This window comes from Paenibacillus sp. FSL H3-0321 (assembly GCF_038002865.1).
In the GTDB taxonomy this organism is placed as follows: domain Bacteria; phylum Bacillota; class Bacilli; order Paenibacillales; family Paenibacillaceae; genus Paenibacillus_AQ.
This window is the reverse complement of the sequence record NZ_JBBODH010000001.1, coordinates 6995494-7012257: the sequence shown is the minus strand read 5'-3', so window position 1 is coordinate 7012257 and position 16764 is coordinate 6995494. Positions and strand designations below refer to the sequence as shown.

General features: G+C 52.8%; 13 protein-coding genes. 2 read left to right on the top strand and 11 right to left on the bottom strand.

Annotated elements, in window-relative coordinates; all coding sequences use genetic code 11:
• Positions 1 to 66: 66 nt before the first annotated feature.
• The 6 genes from MHI45_RS30815 to MHI45_RS30790 form a co-directional block, all read right to left on the bottom strand.
• On the bottom strand, positions 67 to 852 hold the full coding sequence (locus MHI45_RS30815) for a carbohydrate ABC transporter permease (protein WP_052092519.1): 786 nt from the start codon (positions 850 to 852) through the stop codon (positions 67 to 69).
• Positions 853 to 1006: 154 nt separating this feature from the next.
• Entirely contained in the window at positions 1007 to 1888 is an 882-nt protein-coding gene (locus tag MHI45_RS30810) for a carbohydrate ABC transporter permease (protein WP_076112253.1), read from the bottom strand.
• Between the two features lie 309 nt (positions 1889 to 2197).
• Positions 2198 to 3514, bottom strand: a complete 1317-nt coding sequence (locus tag MHI45_RS30805; protein WP_076112251.1) for an ABC transporter substrate-binding protein — start codon at positions 3512 to 3514, stop codon at positions 2198 to 2200.
• A 158-nt stretch (positions 3515 to 3672) separates the two neighbouring features.
• Complete coding sequence (locus MHI45_RS30800) at positions 3673 to 4542, bottom strand: response regulator transcription factor (RefSeq protein WP_076112249.1); 870 nt, start codon at positions 4540 to 4542, stop codon at positions 3673 to 3675.
• 15 nt (positions 4543 to 4557) lie between these two features.
• Positions 4558 to 6423 carry a sensor histidine kinase gene (locus MHI45_RS30795; RefSeq protein ID WP_076112248.1) on the bottom strand — a complete coding sequence of 622 codons (1866 nt, stop codon included), beginning with the start codon at positions 6421 to 6423 and terminating at the stop codon, positions 4558 to 4560.
• 140 nt (positions 6424 to 6563) lie between these two features.
• Positions 6564 to 7319, bottom strand: coding sequence for a helix-turn-helix domain-containing protein (locus MHI45_RS30790; protein ID WP_076112246.1), 756 nt, complete (start codon positions 7317 to 7319; stop codon positions 6564 to 6566).
• Between the two features lie 129 nt (positions 7320 to 7448).
• Here MHI45_RS30790 and MHI45_RS30785 point away from each other — a divergent pair, with 129 nt between their 5' ends.
• A complete protein-coding gene (locus tag MHI45_RS30785) occupies positions 7449 to 9713 on the top strand; it encodes an FAD-dependent oxidoreductase (RefSeq protein ID WP_076112244.1) in 2265 nt (754 codons plus the stop codon).
• A gap of 78 nt (positions 9714 to 9791) precedes the next feature.
• Here the strand turns inward: MHI45_RS30785 and MHI45_RS30780 are convergent, their stop codons facing one another.
• Both MHI45_RS30780 and MHI45_RS30775 read right to left on the bottom strand, forming a co-directional pair.
• A complete protein-coding gene (locus MHI45_RS30780) occupies positions 9792 to 11237 on the bottom strand; it encodes a DEAD/DEAH box helicase (protein WP_076112242.1) in 1446 nt (481 codons plus the stop codon).
• A 90-nt stretch (positions 11238 to 11327) separates the two neighbouring features.
• Entirely contained in the window at positions 11328 to 11981 is a 654-nt protein-coding gene (locus tag MHI45_RS30775; protein ID WP_076112241.1) for an HD domain-containing protein, read from the bottom strand.
• Positions 11982 to 12302: 321 nt separating this feature from the next.
• Here MHI45_RS30775 and MHI45_RS30770 point away from each other — a divergent pair, with 321 nt between their 5' ends.
• Positions 12303 to 13577, top strand: coding sequence for a histidine--tRNA ligase (locus MHI45_RS30770; protein ID WP_076112240.1), 1275 nt, complete (start codon positions 12303 to 12305; stop codon positions 13575 to 13577).
• A 29-nt stretch (positions 13578 to 13606) separates the two neighbouring features.
• Here the strand turns inward: MHI45_RS30770 and MHI45_RS30765 are convergent, their stop codons facing one another.
• The 3 genes from MHI45_RS30765 to MHI45_RS30755 form a co-directional block, all read right to left on the bottom strand.
• Positions 13607 to 14626 (bottom strand): phosphotransferase enzyme family protein, encoded by a 1020-nt coding sequence (locus tag MHI45_RS30765; protein ID WP_076112238.1) that lies wholly within the window; start codon positions 14624 to 14626, stop codon positions 13607 to 13609.
• Between the two features lie 139 nt (positions 14627 to 14765).
• Positions 14766 to 15032 carry a CD3324 family protein gene (locus MHI45_RS30760; RefSeq protein WP_076112237.1) on the bottom strand — a complete coding sequence of 89 codons (267 nt, stop codon included), beginning with the start codon at positions 15030 to 15032 and terminating at the stop codon, positions 14766 to 14768.
• A gap of 281 nt (positions 15033 to 15313) precedes the next feature.
• The gene (locus MHI45_RS30755) at positions 15314 to 16663 is read right to left on the bottom strand and encodes a helix-turn-helix transcriptional regulator (RefSeq protein ID WP_076112235.1); all 1350 of its coding nucleotides are present in this window, start codon (positions 16661 to 16663) and stop codon (positions 15314 to 15316) included.
• Positions 16664 to 16764 lie beyond the last annotated feature (101 nt).

Sequence of the window (16764 nt, the reverse complement as noted above, 5' to 3'; positions counted from 1 at the left end):
AACCTTCCGATCTACAGCCCTATAGGCTGATTGCGGAAGGTTGTTCTGCGTTACATGCCTCTTTCCCTACCCCTTCACTGCACTGCCGGCCACTCCTTGAATAATGTACCTCTGCCCCAGCAGAAAAACGATAATCATCGGAATAATGCCTGCTGTCGCTGCCGCCATCATACCGTTGTAGTCTACGTTGTTCTCAAGAATGAAATTTTGCAGGCCAAGCGGAACGGTATATAAATCCTTATCTAGCAGGAAAACCAGCGCATTCTCGTAATCATTCCAGTGCCAGGAAAAGTCGATGACTGCAAGAGTAGCCAGGGCGGGCTTGGCCAGCGGCAGCACCAGCCGGAAAAAGATCCGGAAATGCCCTGCCCCGTCGATAAATGCCGCTTCGGAAATTTCCGCAGGTACGGACAGGAAGAACTGGCGCAGCATAAACACTCCAAAGATCGTGAACATGCCGGGCAGAATCAGCGCCCAATGTGTATTATAGATGCCCGCCCAATCAAACATCAGAAACTTCGGCACGAACAGCACCTGCGGCGGAACCATCATCATCGACAGGTAGACCAGGAACAGCGGCTCCCGCCCCTTGAACTGAATCCGGGCAAACCCGTAAGCGGCAAAAGCAGAGAAGAACACTGCGCCGGCCGTGCTGATCAGCGATATTTTCAGCGAGTTCAGGTAGTAGGTAATAAAGCTGTCATTCCCGCTCCACACCTTGATATGATGCTCCCAATTCAGGCTGGAAGGAATCCACTGAACCGGATATTTGAACACATCTGCAGGCGACTTGAACGAAGTGCTGATCATCCAGATAAAAGGCACAATCATCAGCAGGGCGAAACCGGACATCACAAGGGTTGTGATGATTTTGCGGATATTAAGGGAAGAATCAGCCTTGATCTCCTGCAGGTAAGGAGTTGCCGGTCTAATCGTTGTTTTTTGCATAGGAAATCCTCCTGAAAATTTGGTGGCGAAGCCATCACCCGGACGCTGAACCGTCCACTCAGTAATGGACCCAGCGTTTTTGGCCGACCCACTGGAACACGGTGAAGATCATGATAATCGCGAAGAGCGCCCAGCTTATGGCGGCGGCATAACCCATCTCGTAATAGCGGAAGGCGTTCTGATAAATGAACAGCGACAGTACCGTTGTGCTGTTTCCCGGTCCTCCCTGGGTGATCGCCTGGATGATGCCGAAGTTCTTGATCGTCATGATCAGTCCGGTGATCAGCAGCAGAAAGGTTGTAGGACTCACCAGCGGCCAGACTATACGGCGGATGCTCTGCCAAGGACGGGCTCCGTCAATTTTGGCGGCTTCCATCAGCTCTTCGGGAATTTCCTGCAGGGCAGCCAGAAAAATAATCATGTTGTAGCCCAGCATGAACCAGATCCAGATGATGTCAATCGCATACATCGAGGTTTCCGTCGTGGACAGCCACCCTGGCGGATGGTTAATGCCAATACCGCGCAGGAATCCGTTAATCGGACCCGAGGTCGGCTGGAACAGCAGCATCCAGACAAATGCAATGGCTACGCCGCTGGTAATGTAAGGCATGAAATATAGCGCCCGCAGCGTTTTTTGAAAATAAACAGATTTGTTCAGAATAACCGCCACTATAAAAGCCAGCAGAATCGACACCGGAACGGCCAGCAGAAAGATAAGTGTATTCTTCAGCGCCACATAAAAAAGCTCGTCTCCCAGCATCCTCGAAATGTTGTCCAGACCGACAAAATGAATCTCCGGGTCCATAAATTTGTAATCGGTGAACATCAGATAAAACGAATAGGCGGCCGGTATAATAAAAAACAACAGGACCCCGAGCATATTCGGTCCGATAAACAGATAGCCGAGCCTGCTCTGCCGCTTCATCCATGATTTGTTCATTGTTCCCCCACTCCTTAGCTGTATGATCTCGACCTAAGCATAACAAGCCTGCCGGCGGCTTTTAAGGAACATAACCACCGAATGGATATCACAGAATTACTTAATTTGCAGCTTGTTTGCTTAGGGGCATGTGGATGGAAATGTTCTATTCGTGGACAAGTGGAAACGGCTTCGCCGTCCTCAAAAGGACGGTATCCGTTTCAGCGAGAAATAGAAGGATAATTTATAGCGTGAAGCATAAAATTCTTATATTTTAAAAAAACCGCTCCCCATAAGGGAACGGTTCTATGCAGCACAACCGGCTGCGGCTTACTGATTCTGCTTCAGCCATTCATTGTGGCGTTTGACCATACTCTGTACCGTTTGTTCCGCAGTCTGGCTGCCAAGGAAATATTTCTCGTATTCCTGGGCGCGCATATCCACGATTTCCTGGGCGATGCTGCGGACAAAGGTTGGCGTCTTATCGCCGTAGAGCACGAACTCAAGTGAAGCTTTATCATAGGTGTCCGCATGATCGCCGAGCAGATGGGTGATCGCGGTCTGCTGGTCCACCGCATTGGAGGAAGGCAGGCGGCCTCCGGCCGCCATCGGAATCATACCGCCGTCGGCATACCATTTCAGGAATTCCCAGGCCGCTTGCTTATTTTTGGATTTGGCGTTGATGGAGATGAAGTCGCCCAGTCCGCCGCTTTTGACGAAATCCGCCTCGTTGTCCGCCAGCCTTGGAACGGGAGCAAAGGCGATGGTGAACTCACGCGGAAAATCCGTCATATTGTTGGAGCTGCGGATCAGCCATTCCCCAATGTTGATCATCGCTGATTCTCCGCCGAGGAACATGTTCTCCACAGGCATCTTGGAGGTCAGCTGCTCGCCAAGCGGCGGGGTGGTGGCATCCTCCTGCATCATTCCGTTCAGTGTTTCAAGCCATTTGGTGATCAGCGGATCATCAAGGTTAGAGCTGCCATCCGCCTTGACATAACCGTTCTTCACGAGAGCGGAATCCAGCGGATCAACCAGCGAGGCAGTATGCTGCACCAGCCCGTACTTGAAACCCTCTGCCTTCAGCTTGGCGGCATATTCTCTTGCTTCATCCCAGGTCCATGCCGTTGGTAAGGCCAGCCCGGCTTTATCGAGCGCATCCTTATTCAAGGCAAAGAACAAAGCATTCTTTTTGGTTGGCATCCCGTAGTATTTATCGTCTATTTTCCAGGTAGCAGCATCCGTACCCATTTTCTCGTCGATGTTATAGTCGCTGAATTCGCCGAGGTCGAGGGCAGTGCCGCCCTTGATGCGTTTATCCAGATTGGTCAGAGTATAATTGACGAACAGATCGACGTTCTGCCCCGTCGAGAGTGCGGTATCAAGCTTCAGGTTGCCGTCATCATCATTGACAAAACGCACGTATTCGACCTGAGTCTCAGGATGCTCCGCATTCCAGGTATCCACAACCTCCTGTGGTCCGTTCTCCGGCGGAACGGCACCCCACATGGTTAACTTCACCGTTTTGCTGCCTTCGTTTCCCTGCGCTTCTCCACCGGTGTTATTTTTAGTTCCTCCGCATCCGCCCAGTATCCCAAGCATCAGCACGCATGCCGCCAGCAGGGTCAACCCTTTTTTAGTTTTCATCGTTTCTGTCTGCCTCCCCGTTTTTGTTATGGATTGTGCTTCCCTTACATCCTAGCAGGGACGCCGGAGGCATTTTAGATACAAATCCACCATCCTGGCGGAACAAATATACGGAATTTGCAGCAGGGACCGGGCAAAAATGGTCACACATATTTCTTCTATTCCTCACGGTGGCGGTATTGGCTCGGGGTGCATCCGGTCCAGCGCTTAAAGATTTTGATGAAATAGTTATCGCTCGGAAAACCCACCCGATGCCCCACCTCATGCACTGGCAGATCGGTCTCCCGCAAAAACACTGCCGCTTTCTCCATCCGCACACCGTGCAGATAGTGGATCAGCGTATGCCCGGTTTTCTTTTTGAATAAGGCGCTGATATAATTCTCTCCCATCATCACATAGCGGGACATGGACTTGACTGTAATATCGCGGTCATAATGCTCTCCGATATATTCAATGATCTTGCTAATCTCCGGATGCGAAACAACAGGCCCGTTCAGGGAGCCGAAGCCGGACAGCGGCGGATTTTTTACCTCATCTTCAGGAAAAGCCCCACCCGGTCCGGGGTTAGCGGTGTCAGGTGCTTCCGCAGAAGCTGCAACAACCGCTGGAATCCCGTCTGCCTCCAAAAGAGCAACATTCCGGTGACTGCCGGCACTCAGCTCGGCGCTAACCTTACGCAGCGTATCCCGCAATGAACCAACGCTCATTGACAGCTTGAGAATATAGTTGGAGGCCCCGTATTCCATCGCTTGGCGGACATATTCAAACTCCCCCATGCAGGTCAGCATAATAAATTTCGTATTCAGCCCCGCTTGACGGGTCTGCTTCAACAGCTCAATGCCGTTCAGACCAGGCATCACGATATCCGCGAGCACCAGATCAGGTTTATCCCGCGTGATCAGTTCCAGCGCTTCGGTCCCGTTGCCGGATTCGCCGATAACCATGAAGCCGAGCTCCTCCCAGGAAATAATCTCCCGCACCGACTCTCTTACGAATACCTCATCCTCCACCAGCAGTACGCTCCACATGAGACCTGCCTCCTTTTACTCGATCTTCTTGTCCTGTACATAAGGTGTCGACAGCAGGAAGGGAATACTGAACCGGATCAGGGTTCCCGGTGACAGCTGGAGGATCTCCAGCTCACTTTGGCCCTTGAAGAGCAGCCGCAGCCGTTCCTTCAGGTTGGACAGTCCGATCCCCTTACGGGTCCGAGTCACCTGCAGGCGCCTGGATTCCTCCATGCCGATGCCGTTATCCCCGACCTCCAGCGTAAGCTGCGCTTTGTCATTTCTGTAAATACGGATACTGATCTGCCCCCGTTCAGTCAGAGGGCCAACGCCATGGCGGATCGCATTCTCCACTAGCGGCTGCAGGCTCAGCTTCGGCACCAGCGCATACTCCAGCTCATCGTCAAAGTCGCAGGTTACCTCAAAGCTGCCCTGGTACCGGATCCGCTGAATATGCAGGTAAGCCTGAACCAGCTCGATCTCGTCCTTGAGGTAGACCAGCTCAACTTCAGCATTCAGGCTGACCTCCAGCAGCTTGCCAAGCGACACGCACATTTCGGAGATCTCCTCATTCCCGCTGCGGATGGCGCTCCATTTCATCGTGTTCAAGGTGTTCAGCAAAAAATGCGGGTTCATCTGGGCCAGCAGCATATGGAAATGTACCGCTTCCTTCTGCCGCTCCTCTGCCTTCAACTGGGCAATCAGCTTATTCGTGTCATCCAGCATTGTATTGAAGGTCCGGGTCAGCTCCAGCACTTCGCCATGGCTCCGGCCTTCGGGGATGCGGATTTTCAGGTTTTTGCGGACGACATCCTTCATCTTGTTCTGCAGATGCGACAAAGGGCGGGTAAAGGTAGCAGAGATCATAAAGGCCATTAGTACAAATGCAGCTGTGAAGGCAAAAAACGTCAGGAAATAACGCTGCTTCAGCCCGGAAATTTCGTTAAACAACACGGCCAGCGGAATCCGGTTGACCATATACCAGTCCAGCGACTCGATGTAGACATAATTGATCAGCGTGCCGGACTTGTCATCGGTCAGATACGCCTGTGCAGGATGGAGGGCAATTTCCCGGGTGATCTCCGGGGCCAGCACCGCTTTTTTGGAGGAGCGGGCCACAGTCTCTCCCTTGCCGGTAATCAGAAAATAATCCTGACTGCTCAGAGATTCCTTGAGGACGGACTGGAACCAGAAGGAATAATCAATACTGATCCGGGCCAGCCCGTAGCGTTTGCCTCCGCTGTCCTTCATATAGGCATAAAGCGAGAGCAGATAAGGGCTGGTAGACACCTCCCTCAGCATATTGTTCTCGTCCCGTGAATCCCACTGGTAGAACAGGCCTTGGGCTTCTGCGGAATCCAATGTTTGCGCTGCTGCTTCACCCGGGAGGGCAGCCTCTCTCTGGACCGTGCCCTGATCTGCAGGGACAACGCTCCCCAGATGGCGGCTGAAGAGCTCACGGTACGGTTCGTAGGCCAGCGCCTGTTTCGGCAAATAAGAAGTGTATACGCTCTCATGAAAGTCCAGCAGGGTGAAATATACGGAAGGATTGTATAGGAAAAAGCTGTTGTTGAGCATTTTGAATTTTTCTTCGATCAGCGCTTTATTCTCTAGAGGCGAGCGGTTGCCTGGCTTTGTCAGAACACTGCGGACCGCCGAATCCTGCTCCAGAAAGATCAGCGTCTTGAAGGCTACGCTCATCTGATCCTCCAGCGTTCCATACATCTGCACCAGCTGCTCGTGGCTCTGCTGGCTGATTTTCTCCTCGACGAGGGATTCAATCTGCCGGTAGTTGTATACATTCAGCACACTGAACGGCAGAAGAATAAGGATGAGAAAAGCGCCGAACAGCCTGTATCTCAGCTTCTGGGGTATAAACATCTTCCAGTCCGGCTTCTTCATTTCCGCAGCTCTCTCCCTTCATTTGTGGGCTTATTATAACATCTGCAGGGGTCACCCGGCTGAAGCTGGAGGAAATTGCATTGTTTTGTCGCATCGCTCCTATAGACCGGGGTTATGATGCACAGATTTGTTCTATGCTTCTACAGCCTATGCCGTTTACGGTATTCCGCCGGACTCATTCCGGTGCTGTTCGTGAACACCCGGCTTAAATAGAATCCGTTCTCATAGCCGCATCTTTCGGCAATCCGGGCCAGATTCAGCTCACTGTCTTTCAGCAGAAGGCGTGCTTTGGCCAAACGGAGCGATTTCAAATAGGAGGAAGGCGTTTCCTGAAAAGCTGCGCGGAACCGCCGCGTAAACTGCACGGGACTTAATCCCAGCTCCCGGGCGAGCTCCAGCAGGCTGAGTGGTTCTGCGGCTCTATCGGCAATAATGGATGCAGCTTCATCCATCATTGCGTCTTCGGAGTATTTACGCCCTCCTGCTTCCGCCCGGCTCTCCATATGAACCGGCAGCCACAGGTCTTTGATAAGATGCTGTTTCCATTCCCTTGCGGCTGGACTATTGTCTTCACTGAGCTGGCGCAAATAGGCATAGGTCGAGCTTAGGCGCTTCGTATCGCTAAGCTGCAGGAGCCCCGGCTGCGGCAGGCTTTCATCATTCTCCGGGGTGAACTGGATGTAATGGAAGGTGAGCGGTGTAATCGTCTCACGAATGAAGGGAATTCCGGGAGGGCAGACGACCAAATCTGCAAACCCCGCTTCACCGCCATGTGCTCCAATTTCGAAGCGGAACAGCCCCTCCTCTACCGCAAAGGCGACCCAGGAATCATAGCAGTCGCTTGGCAGGGCAAAACTCGTCTTCTGCTTCCAGTAGATATGGTCCAGAAGTTTCATGGCTCCATCCCTTTCACGAAATAAAGTATATGCTTAATGATATAATCGTGCATTTCAAAAGTAAAGAAGCAGCTTCATTATGAAATTATAGATATGCATTAAAAATATAATCCTAAGAGGTGCTCATTCATGAAGCAGGAGCTAGTGCAAAATGACATTACGGTGATCGGCGGCGGGCTGGCTGGAGTATGTGCGGCAATTGCTGCCGCGAGACTTGGGCAAAAGGTGGCTCTGATCCAGAACCGCCCTGTGCTTGGAGGCAATTCCAGCAGCGAGGTGCGGGTCTGGGTCTGCGGAGCAACGGCACACGGCACGAACCGCTACGCCCGGGAAACGGGAATTATGGGTGAATTGTTCGTGGAGAACCAGTACCGCAATCCGGAAGGTAACCCCTATCTATGGGATCTGGTCGTACTGGAGGCTGTCAAGGCTGAGTCCAATATCACACTCTACCTGAATACGGATGTCCATGAGGTTCTGGCTGAAGGAGACGAGCAGGAGCGGACGATTACTGCGGTCACCGGCTGGATGATGGGTTCGGAGCGGAGAATCACTTTTAAGAGCAGCATGTATCTCGATTGCACGGGTGATGGCCTGATCGGATTTCTGGCCGGAGCCAAATTTGCCCTTGGACGGGAAGCCCGGAGCGAATACGGCGAAGAGTGGGCGCCGGAGATCGCCGATGACATTACGCTGGGCAGCACCATCCTCTTCTATACCAAAGATACCGGCGTACCGGTGAATTTTGTGCCGCCTTCCTTTGCCAAGGACATCTCACAGACGACGATTCCGATCCGACGCGTCATTAAGAGCGGTGATTCCGGCTGCCACTACTGGTGGATTGAATGGGGCGGCGAGCATGACGCCGTTCATGACAATGAAATGATCCGCGACGAGCTGTGGTCGGTCATTTACGGCATCTGGGATTATATCAAAAATTCCGGCAAGTTCGGCGCTGAGAATATGACGCTGGAATGGGTCGGCTCGCTGCCCGGCAAACGTGAATACCGGCGGTTTACCGGAGACTACGTGCTGAACCAGAATGACATTATCGCCCAGCGCGAATTCGCGGACGGCGTAGCCTTTGGCGGCTGGTCGATCGACTTGCATCCGCCGCAGGGGATGTATGCCGACGCCAGCGGCTCAAAGCACTTGCATGCCGACGGGGTATACCATATCCCCTTCCGCTCCCTCTATTCCGCCAATGTGCGGAATATGCTGATGGCCGGGCGCGATATCAGCGCCTCCCATGTCGCCTTCGGCACGACACGGGTGATGGCCACCTGCGCCGTGATCGGTGAAGCGGCCGGAACCGGAGCCGCACTCAGCAGCCGCAAGGGAATCACCCCGCGTGAACTGCAGGAGCGGCATCTGGAAGAGCTGCGGCAGACGCTGCTGCGCGGCGATGCCTCGATCATCGGGCTGCGCAGCAGCGATGAAGATGATGTCGCCCGCAAAGCACGGGTCACCGCCTCCAGCACGCTGGGCGTGATTGAGCTGGCCCAACCGGGCGAAGCTTATCCGCTGCAGCATGATGCCGCTGTGCTGATTCCTGCGGATCCGGGAATCAGCGGCCTTCAGCTGCTGGTGGATGCCAAGCAGGCCACTTCGGTTACTGCCGAGCTGTGGGACACCGGGCGCAGGGAAAATTACGTGCCGCATACCCTGCAGGCAAGTGCAACTGCCCATGCCGAAGCCGGTGAGCAGCAATGGCTTACCTTCGATCTGCAGTGGCAGCCGCAGGTGCCGCAAAATGCTTTTATCATCATCAAGGCGAACGATGCGGTAAGCCTGCATCATTCGCAGCAGCCGCACAGCGGCGTGCTCGTCTTCTTCAAGGATGAAGAGCCGCATGTATCCAAGGATCTGGAGGACCACTCCACGGATCAGCCCGTGGTGCTGTGGAAGATGCAGGGCAAAGCCCGCCAGCCGTTCTGCTGCCGGATCGGGTCGACGACTGCCGCCTTCGCAGCGGACAAAGCCGTAAACGGCTATCACCGCCCGTTCGGCGGGCCGCAGCAATGGATGTCGCAGCCGATGGCAGACAGACAGCCGGAATGGCTGCAGCTGCAGTGGGATTCGGTGCAGTCCATTGCCGAAATCCACCTGACCTTCAACGATGATGTCAACGAAGATCTGGTGAACCTGCATCATCACCGCACGGCTTTTGCCATCATTCCCGAGCTGGTTCGTAACTACCGGGTAGAGACGCGTGTTGCCGGCGGGAAGTGGACTGAGGTTGCAGCAGGAAGCGATAACCGCAAGCGCAAGGTGATCCACCGTCTGCCGAATCCGGTGCAGGCTGACCAACTCAGAGTACTGATTGATTCGACGAACGGCAGCCGTTATGCGGAGCTTATCGAGATCCGGGCGTACGGGGCCGTTCACCAGTAAGGGTCCGGCATTCCGCAAAGACAAAAAGCAGTATCAGACCTTCGTCCGATACTGCTTTTTGCAATCTATCTTTGCGTTTTATTTCTTCGCGATATGCACCTTCAGCAGCTTGCCTTTTACCGTAGTGTCTTTCATCGCTTGCAGCACCAATGCGCCTTTGCCGTTCAGGATGTCCACGTAGCTGACGTTATCCTGGATCGTGATGATCCCGATGTCGTCTGCGGTGATGCCTTCAAGCTTCGCTATGGTGCCGACGAAATCGACGGCTCTGAGCTTCTTTTTCTTGCCGCCGTTAAAATACAGCTTCATGATGTTCTCGTTCATGACCTCGGTTTTGCCCGCTTTGCGGACCTGCTGCTTGCCCAGCTTCAGATCGAAGGCCGGTTTGGCGTAGGCCACAGCATCGTCCGAAGGAGCTTTCATTACCGGCAGGCTGAAACCGATATAGCCCTCAATGTCCGCTACCCATTTGTGCTCATTCGGTGTAACGAGCGTGATCGCTTTGCCGCTTTTACCCGCGCGTGCGGTCCGGCCGGTGCGGTGGACGTAGCTTTCTTTTTCCAGCGGAATATCGTAATTGATCACATGGGTGATGTTCTCAATATCAATACCTCTGGCGGCCACATCGGTGGCAATCAGATAACGGAACTGGCCCCGCTTAAAAGCATTCATGACCTCAAACCGCTCGTCCTGCATCATCCCGCCGTGAATCTTATCCACTGGATACTCCAGATCAGCCATCCCGCGGAACAAGGCATTCACCTGATCCTGGGTGCGGCAAAAAATAATGCAGCTGTCCGGATTCTCCACGGTAAGCAGATCACACAGCAGCTGGAATTTGGCGGCTTGTCTCACTTCAATCAGCGCATGCTCAATCGACGCTGTCGTGATGCCGCTGGCTTCAATCTCAATATCCGCCGGACTCTGCATATATTTGCGGCATAAATTCTTCACCGCCTCCGGCAGCGTGGCGGAGAACAGCATCGTCACCCGTTCCCGGGGCAGCTGCTGGATGATCTTCTCGATCTGCTCGATGAAGCCCATGCTGAGCATTTCGTCGGCCTCGTCGATGACGAGATATTTGATCCGCTGCAGCGGTAGCGTACCGCGTTCAATATGGTCGAACACACGGCCCGGCGTACCTACGACAACATGCGTCTTTTGCGTAAGTTCAATTTTCTGCGGGGCAAACGGCTGTTTGCCGAACAAGGCGACCGCCTTAATCCGCTTGAAGCGCCCGATGTTGGTGATATCCTCCTTCACCTGAGCAGCCAGCTCACGGGTTGGGGTCAGCACCAAAGCCTGCGGCTTGTTCTCCGCCCAATCCACCAGCTCGCAGAGCGGGATACCGAACGACGCTGTTTTGCCGCTGCCCGTCTGCGATTTCACGATCAAATCCTGCCCCTGCAAGGCTACAGGAATCACTTTACGCTGTACTTCAGTCGGCTCCAGATACTTCAGCACATCCAGCGCCCGGATAATCTCTTCATTTAAACCATACTCTCTAAACTGCAGTTCACTCATGTTCACTTCAACCTCTTCTATGCCGATTGTTCCGGTTCAAGCGGGGGTTCCCGCGTTCCTTCCATCTTGTGCATAGTCTCATTATAACAGTTAATGGCTGCCTTGATTCCATTCCTTATAAAATTGCTCCAGAAAGCCCAGCATGAAATCATGCCGTTCTTCGGCCAGCTTGCGGCCATAGGGGGTATTCATCAGGTCTTTCAGTTTAAGCAGCTTCTCATAAAAATGATTGACCGCCGTCCCCTTGGAATAATCGCGGTATTCCTTCTGCAGCGATTCATCGCGCGGCGCGATCTCCGGATCATACACCGGACGTCCCTTCGCACCGGAGAACACCATCGTTCTGGCAATGCCTATGGCGCCAAGCGCATCCAGCCGGTCCGCATCCTGCACAATCCGCCCTTCCAAGGTCGACATCGGTTCACCTCCACCGCCGCTGAAGGACATCGTCTCAATGATGAGCATGATATGTTTGATTTGAGCTTCATCCGCCAGGTGCTGCTTAAGCCAGTTATGTACTTTATCCAGTCCCGCTTCCTTGGAAGGGTTCAGCTTCTCGTCGGCAACATCATGCAGTGTCGCAGCGACTGTACAAATAAAAACATCCCCCTGCTCCATTTCCGCAATCAGTGCCGCCGTATTCCGCACACGTTCTGTGTGAAACCAGTCATGGCCGGTGGAATCTCCGGCCAGCTGTTCTTTGGCAAAAATCTCAGCCTCAGCAACAATAGGTGAATGATTCACAGTAAATCCCCCTTTTCGTTCAATTGATTATTCTAAACCATCTGCAGTATCACACTTGCAAGGATTTTCACTATCCGCTATAATGTGCTGTAATCCAGTCTGAAAGGGAGTTGATTCCAGTGAACAGCACAAACAGCATTACCATCATACAGAATCAGCTTCATCATCACAAGCAGCGTTAGCACTCCTGAACATCTATCAGGGAGGGCTAACGCATTTCGCGTTTGACCTCCCTGCGGCATCCATAAGCGCGCAGGACCATGAGGTCCGGCGCGTTTTTTTATGCTGATTTATATTTCGAGGTTAAAGGAGCTGCTTAACATGCAAAACATTAAAGGAACCTACGATTATTTCGGCCGGGAGCAAGCGGTCAGACAAAAGGTGCAGGCTGTGCTGCGCGGGCTGTTTGAAAGCTATGACTTTGAATCCATGGATACAACACTGCTGAATGAGCTTGAATTGCTGACCTCCAAATATGCCGGTGGAGACGAAATCCTCCGCGAAATGTACCAGCTTACCGACCAGGGCGGCCGCAGACTGGGGCTGCGCTACGACCTGACGATTCCCTTTGCCAAGGTGATTGCCCTCAATCCGGGGATGGAGTTCCCCTTCAAGCGGTATGAGATCGGCAAGGTGTTCCGCGACGGTCCGGTCAAAAAAGGCCGGCTGCGCGAATTCCTGCAATGCGATGCCGATGTGGTCGGGATTGCCGGTCCGCAGGCTGAAGCGGAGCTGCTGCAGCTGGCCGCCGAGGTATTCCGCAGACTGGACATTGCGGTGGTGGTCAAATGGAACAACCGCCGGTTCCTCGGCGAGATTCTGGAATCGGCAGGTGTCCCGGCGCAGGAGTATCTCTCCGTGATGCTGACCCTCGACAAGCTCGCCAAAATCGGCATCGGCGGCGTGCTGGCGGAGTTGTCCGATAAAGGACTAGCTCCGGAGGCCTTACTGGCGATTACCGATTTGCTGGAATCCGGCAACCCGGGTTTTGAGGAGCTGACGCGTAAATATGGACTCGCCGGCTGCCCCGGTGCGCTAGAAGTTCTTGCTCTGAAACAGCTGATTGAAGAAATTGGCCTGGACGGCTTCTGTGTCTTCGATCCGTTCCTGTCACGCGGCCTATCCTTCTATACCGGGACCGTCTATGAAATCTTCGACGCCTCCGGCGTTTATACGTCCAGCCTTGGGGGCGGGGGAAGATATGATTCCATCATTGGAAAGATGGTCGGACGGGAGGATATCCAATACCCTACGGTCGGCATTTCATTTGGCATGGAGTCGATCATGGCCCTGCTTGGAGAGCGTCCGGTGCAGCAGGAGCCGACTGGAGTATGGATTGTTCCCATTGGCGGGAATATGCCTCAGGTCTTGCTCGCCGCTGTAAGGCTGCGGGCCGCAGGCATCCGCGTAACCGTAGATTCCGGTACCCGGAAGCTGAAGAAAACGATGGCCGCAGCCTCAGCAAAAGGCATCCGCTATTGTCTGCTGCTCGGCGAAAGCGAAGCCGCACTCGGCAAGCTCCGTCTCAAGGACATGTCTGCGCACAAGGAGGAACTGCTTACCGTGGAGGAAGCAATCTCGCTCATCTCCAGCTAATTCTCCTGGACCCGCAAAATTCCGGCTAATCATTTCACTTCCTCGGGCTCAATCACCTCGAACAAAAAGGGAGCACTCTTTAAATATTCCCTGAGATACGCCTGGGAATAAGGCTGCTGCTCCCGCAGTCCGGGGACTTCCGCCGGGTTCGAGGCATGATGGCTGTAATTCCCGATCATAATCATAATAAAAAAACATTCCAGTCTACGCACATATCCGCTTTCCAGCTTCTTCCGGCTTGCATAGCCTTCAATAAACCGTTTGCGCTGCCCAGGGGAAAGCTCCAATAATGCGGCAGCCAGATCGTAGAGATAATACCCGTAACCGCATCTTCCAAAATCTATCGGATAGGGCTGCTCCCCGGCAAACACCACGTTTCCGCTATGCAGATCTCCATGAATCAGTCCATATTGATCTTCGTTTACCTCCATGCCCTCCAGTTCGGAGAGGATTTTTGCAGCAGCTAACTGATAAGTCTTCCATCCCGTTTCAGATGCAAACCCGCTGTAATAACGTCCCAGCTTATCCATCTCACGTTTAAAGCTCTGCTCCCCCCATACAGGGCGGATAAACCCAGCCGGAGGAACGAATCCGGCAGCCGCGATGTGCAAGGCTCCCGTCATAGCTCCCATATCGAATATTCTCTGATCCGTCATATGCCCGCCAGCATGCTCCCCTTCGACCCAGCGGGTAACTGTAACCCACAAGGAAGAGGCATCCTCTTCGGAATCTGCCTTGAGGATATAAGTGCCTGCTGTATTGGCCACTCCTTCCGGCATCGTCAGTCCCTCCACCCGGTTCAGCGCCTGAAGCAGCAGCAGCTCCGACTGAATCTCTGCATTGCTCATCCATCGCCCGTGCATCCGCAGCAAATAGCTTCCGGTGCTTGCCGTCTCGATCTTATAAGTGATGTTATCAGACAGGCCGATATATGAAATTGAGGTCCAATCCAGCCCATACTGCGGCAGTGCCCACATCACGATGCTCCTTGCCTGCTTCAACAGAAGCCTTCTATCCTCATCCGTATCACAGCGAAAAGCCTCCAACATTCTGCTTCCTCCTTAACGAATATGTCCGTTTATTATAATGGCAGCGCCGCTTTTCAAATAGATAGACAACTCTTCTAAAGAGATTATTGCACACAAAAAACCGCATCGGACTGTTCATCCCATACGGCATTTTGTAAATCTATTTTTTGCAGTAGATAATTTTTTTGATGCTGTCATATGACAGACAAAATTGCTCAGAAAGTTCACGGGCGGTAGCTCCGCCGGCATGCTGCTCCCTGATTTCATTGTTTCTCGCTGTCAGATACATTCGGCTGCCCGAATTCTCGCCCCATTTCTTCCGCACGCCTTCAGGCTTCGGAATATAGAGCATTCCACCGTGAGTATATTTCTGAATTTCCTTCAGCAATACTTCCGGCAGAATCACATCTGCGTTAACATATTTCATTTTATAGCCCGCTCCTTAAAATTAGTAAACGTTTTAAGGGAGCAAAGTCTATAGGAGAAACCATTATCTTCTACAAGATAACTTATGCGGTAATCTGCTTACAGCTCTATACAAACAACCGCGGTTGTTAATCTATAGACTTTGCATAGAGCTGTGTGCCGAAACTTGTCATGGTCCTGTCTCCCTTCCGCTCAAATCCGGCAATGCTTACATTTAATTTACCATAAAATGACTTGAAGATGAAGACGCAGGCCTTCACCTCCTTTTTGAAGAAAGCCTTATTATACCTTCATCTGTCTCTTCAAGTACCACTCCCGGTAGTCCTTGGGATTTCTGCCGCTGTACTTCTTGAAGGCGCTTATAAATTCGTCTGTCACGGAATAACCTGCCAGCATTGCGATCTCAGAGCATTTCAGTGCATTTTCCTGCAGCTGCTGCTCAGCCTGGGCCATTCTCAATTTAGTGACATAGTCATTCAAAGGAATGCCAACATGCATTTTGAATAACCGGCTGAGCTCGGCCTCAGATACATGAAATAACGCTGCGAGAGATGGAGCTTTCAGGTCGCAGGCAAAATGTTCTTTCACGTATTTCCTGATAGCCTCGGCCAGCTCTCTTCCACCGGGTGCCTGCGTCCTGCTCACTTCCGCCATGACTAGCTGTCCCAGTTCCTGCAGCAATTCCTTTGCATGTTCACTCGATGTGCAGGCGGCAAGGGTCATTTGGCTGTTCCATAAATATTTTTGGAGCGCAGTGCCGCCGTATTCAAATTTCCCCGCAGCTCCACCTAGAATCAGCAGCGTACGCTGCGCCAAAAAGCGGCAAACCTCCAGTTGAGAAGCCGCATCGTCCTCCAGAGTGAACAACGAATCCAGCTCCAGGCGGAAAGCAGCACTTGCTGGCTGTTCTAGACTCAACGTCAGCCTCTGTTCCGTCGCCTGACTGAATGCAGTCAACCGGTCACTGGCACGGCTCTGGAAAACCAGCCCTGTGCCGCTGCCGGGAATAGCACTCCGGCTCCCGTTTAAAGCCAGTAAACATGAGGCATAGCCATTCTTTAGCCGCTTCAGTCCTTTGTACTCTGCACCGATTCCTGCGGCAAGCCCCAGCCTCAATCTGCTCTCGACATTCTGCTCAAGCTCTCTGGCGAAGTGCTCAGCTCTGTCATTCTTATGTGACGCATTGTCTTTCATGACAATCAAGAAATACATTACCGGGCTAATGCTTCCGGCATCGCAGAACGGATATACGCCCTTCCACCCTGCAGCCGTCCTGCGGCATATCTGCTGGAAATCCTTATAAAGCTGATTCCGGCGCTTCCGTGGCTCTCCGATTTCTCCTGCCGGAATCTGCAGCTCTACGGCTGCAAATTGCAGCTTCACTCCCTCATCGGCCAGCGGATGGAGCTGAAGCTGCCGCAGCCGTTGTTTAATCTTCTCCGGACTGAACCACTCTTCCCGGACCATCTGCAGCAGAAAGCTCTCCTGCATAAGCCGGAGCTGATCCAGCCTGCGTGTTTCTCTATCATTAACGGTTAACAGGGGAAACGCTAATCTTACGCCATCCCCATTCAACTCTGCTTGATTATGGCTGTATCCCTTCTCTTCGTCTCCGAGCGTTATCTTAATCATTACATCCCCCCATATCAGCGGCTGCTCTGCTGTACCCTATCCATAGTATGGTCCAAAAAAGGATGAACCTATCAATAGATGTAATGATGATGAACAAAAAA

What these genes read in the sequence shown, in the direction of transcription:
- MHI45_RS30810 (WP_076112253.1), bottom strand. Translation starts at nt 1,888, where the DNA reads ATGAACAAATCATGGATGAAGCGGCAGAGCAGGCTCGGCTATCTGTTT.
- MHI45_RS30760 (WP_076112237.1), bottom strand. Translation starts at nt 15,032, where the DNA reads ATGAAATATGTTAACGCAGATGTGATTCTGCCGGAAGTATTGCTGAAG.
- MHI45_RS30805 (WP_076112251.1), bottom strand. Translation starts at nt 3,514, where the DNA reads ATGAAAACTAAAAAAGGGTTGACCCTGCTGGCGGCATGCGTGCTGATG.
- MHI45_RS30785 (WP_076112244.1), top strand. Translation starts at nt 7,449, where the DNA reads ATGAAGCAGGAGCTAGTGCAAAATGACATTACGGTGATCGGCGGCGGG.
- MHI45_RS30790 (WP_076112246.1), bottom strand. Translation starts at nt 7,319, where the DNA reads ATGAAACTTCTGGACCATATCTACTGGAAGCAGAAGACGAGTTTTGCC.
- MHI45_RS30815 (WP_052092519.1), bottom strand. Translation starts at nt 852, where the DNA reads ATGTCCGGTTTCGCCCTGCTGATGATTGTGCCTTTTATCTGGATGATC.
- MHI45_RS30770 (WP_076112240.1), top strand. Translation starts at nt 12,303, where the DNA reads ATGCAAAACATTAAAGGAACCTACGATTATTTCGGCCGGGAGCAAGCG.
- MHI45_RS30780 (WP_076112242.1), bottom strand. Translation starts at nt 11,237, where the DNA reads ATGAGTGAACTGCAGTTTAGAGAGTATGGTTTAAATGAAGAGATTATC.
- MHI45_RS30765 (WP_076112238.1), bottom strand. Translation starts at nt 14,626, where the DNA reads ATGTTGGAGGCTTTTCGCTGTGATACGGATGAGGATAGAAGGCTTCTG.
- MHI45_RS30795 (WP_076112248.1), bottom strand. Translation starts at nt 6,423, where the DNA reads ATGAAGAAGCCGGACTGGAAGATGTTTATACCCCAGAAGCTGAGATAC.
- MHI45_RS30755 (WP_076112235.1), bottom strand. Translation starts at nt 16,663, where the DNA reads ATGATTAAGATAACGCTCGGAGACGAAGAGAAGGGATACAGCCATAAT.
- MHI45_RS30800 (WP_076112249.1), bottom strand. Translation starts at nt 4,542, where the DNA reads ATGTGGAGCGTACTGCTGGTGGAGGATGAGGTATTCGTAAGAGAGTCG.